This window comes from uncultured Nevskia sp., from assembly GCF_903885465.1.
Lineage (GTDB): Bacteria > Pseudomonadota > Gammaproteobacteria > Nevskiales > Nevskiaceae > Nevskia.
Genome location: NZ_CAISIQ010000421.1, coordinates 1 through 1,857, shown reverse-complemented (window position 1 = coordinate 1,857; position 1,857 = coordinate 1). Strand labels below are relative to the sequence as shown.

Below are 1,857 nucleotides of genomic sequence, written 5' to 3'. Positions count from 1 at the left end.
GCTGAGGTCGGCGGTTCGATCCCGCCTCTAGCCACCATTCGATCATTCAAGTAGCGCCCGCAAAAACTAAAGCCCTGTAGATAAGGGCTTTTTTTGTGCCTGCCATATATGGCAGCCCGAATGAATACGCTCGGGCCCCGGCTTCAACTGGGTAACTTTCAGGGTAACCAGAACCACGAGTGGGTAACTCCCGGTATTTCGGCTTTTCGAAAGCCGCTTTGTGACACATGCGTGTCATTAGCCGCTGCTAGCTTCGGGCGAGAAACTACTGGGGGACGAGATGAGCACAACGACGATCGGGCCGGTTGGCAGCGGCGCACCGCGCATGGACCAGGGCCTTGGAGTGGCGGGGACGATCGGCTTTGCCGCGTCGGTCATCGTGGCCATTCTTTATGTGGCGTACAGCGTCTATGTCGATGCCAGCGCTGCGGGCATCCAGGCGACGACTTATCTGCCCTTCATCCTGCTGTTCATCGCCCTGCTGATCGCGCTGGGCTTCGAGTTTGTCAACGGTTTTCATGACACGGCGAACGCGGTGGCCACCGTCATCTATACCAACTCGATGCCGGCGAATGTCGCGGTGGTCTGGTCGGGCTTCTTCAATTTTCTCGGTGTGCTGCTGTCCAGCGGCGCGGTCGCTTTCGGGATCATTTCGCTGCTGCCGGTCGAGCTGATCCTGCAGGTCGGCTCCAGTGCCGGTTTCGCGATGGTCTTCGCGCTGCTGTTCGCGGCGATCGCCTGGAACCTCGCGACCTGGGCGCTCGGCATTCCGTCTTCCAGCTCGCACACCTTGATCGGTTCGATCATCGGCGTCGGCATCGCCAACGCGCTGATGCATGGCCGCAGTGGCACCGCCGGTGTCGACTGGAGCAAGGCGACCGAAATCGGCAAGGCCCTGCTGCTGTCGCCGCTGCTCGGCTTCACCGCCGCGGCGCTGCTGTTCCTGGCCTTGAAGGTGCTCGTTCGCAATAAGGCTTTGTACGAAGCACCGAAGCCGGGCGTGGCGCCGCCGCTGTGGATTCGTAGCCTGCTGATCTTCACCTGCACCGGCGTCAGCTTCGCGCACGGTTCCAACGATGGCCAGAAGGGCATGGGCCTGATCATGCTGATCCTGATCGGCACCGTGCCCACGGCTTATGCGCTGAATCGCGCGGTACCGGCGCAGTACGTCGCCGAGTTCCACGGCAACACGCTGGCGATGAATCAGACCATGAGCTCGCATGGCAGCGCCGCCGCGTTCGAAGGCGATCCGCGTACGGCGCTGACCCGCTACATCGCCGACAAGAAGATCGACCCGCAGACGGTGCCGGCGTTGACGGCGCTGGCCGCCGATATCGACAACCAGGTCGGCGAATACGGTTCGCTGGCGCGGGTGCCGGCCGACAAGACCCGCAACATGCGTAACGACATGTACATCGCTGCCGAAGCCGTGAAGCGCCTCGGCAAGGAGCCGAGCCTGAACATCTCGGACGATGAAGCGAAGACCCTCGACCATTACAAATCCTCGCTGGACAAGGCGACGCGCTTCATCCCCACCTGGGTGAAGGTGGCGGTGGCCTTCGCGCTCGGCCTGGGCACGATGATCGGCTGGAAGCGCATCGTGGTGACCGTCGGCGAGAAGATCGGCAAGTCGCATCTCACCTACGCGCAGGGCGCCTCGGCGGAACTGGTGGCGATGGCCACCATCGGCGCCGCCGATGCCTTCGGCATGCCGGTATCGACGACGCACGTGTTGTCCTCCGGCGTCGCCGGCACGATGACGGCGAACAAGTCCGGCCTGCAGATGTCGACAATTCGCAACCTGCTGATGGCCTGGGTGCTGACCCTGCCGGTGTCGATCACGCTAGCCGGCTCGCT

1 protein-coding gene is annotated in these 1,857 nt (G+C 62.8%); it reads left to right on the top strand.

Annotated elements, in window-relative coordinates; all coding sequences use genetic code 11:
- Positions 1-325 precede the first annotated feature (325 nt).
- Positions 326-1,857, top strand: a 1,532-nt coding sequence (locus QZY06_RS16450) for an inorganic phosphate transporter (RefSeq protein ID WP_367275664.1), incomplete at its 3' end; no start/stop codon positions are given.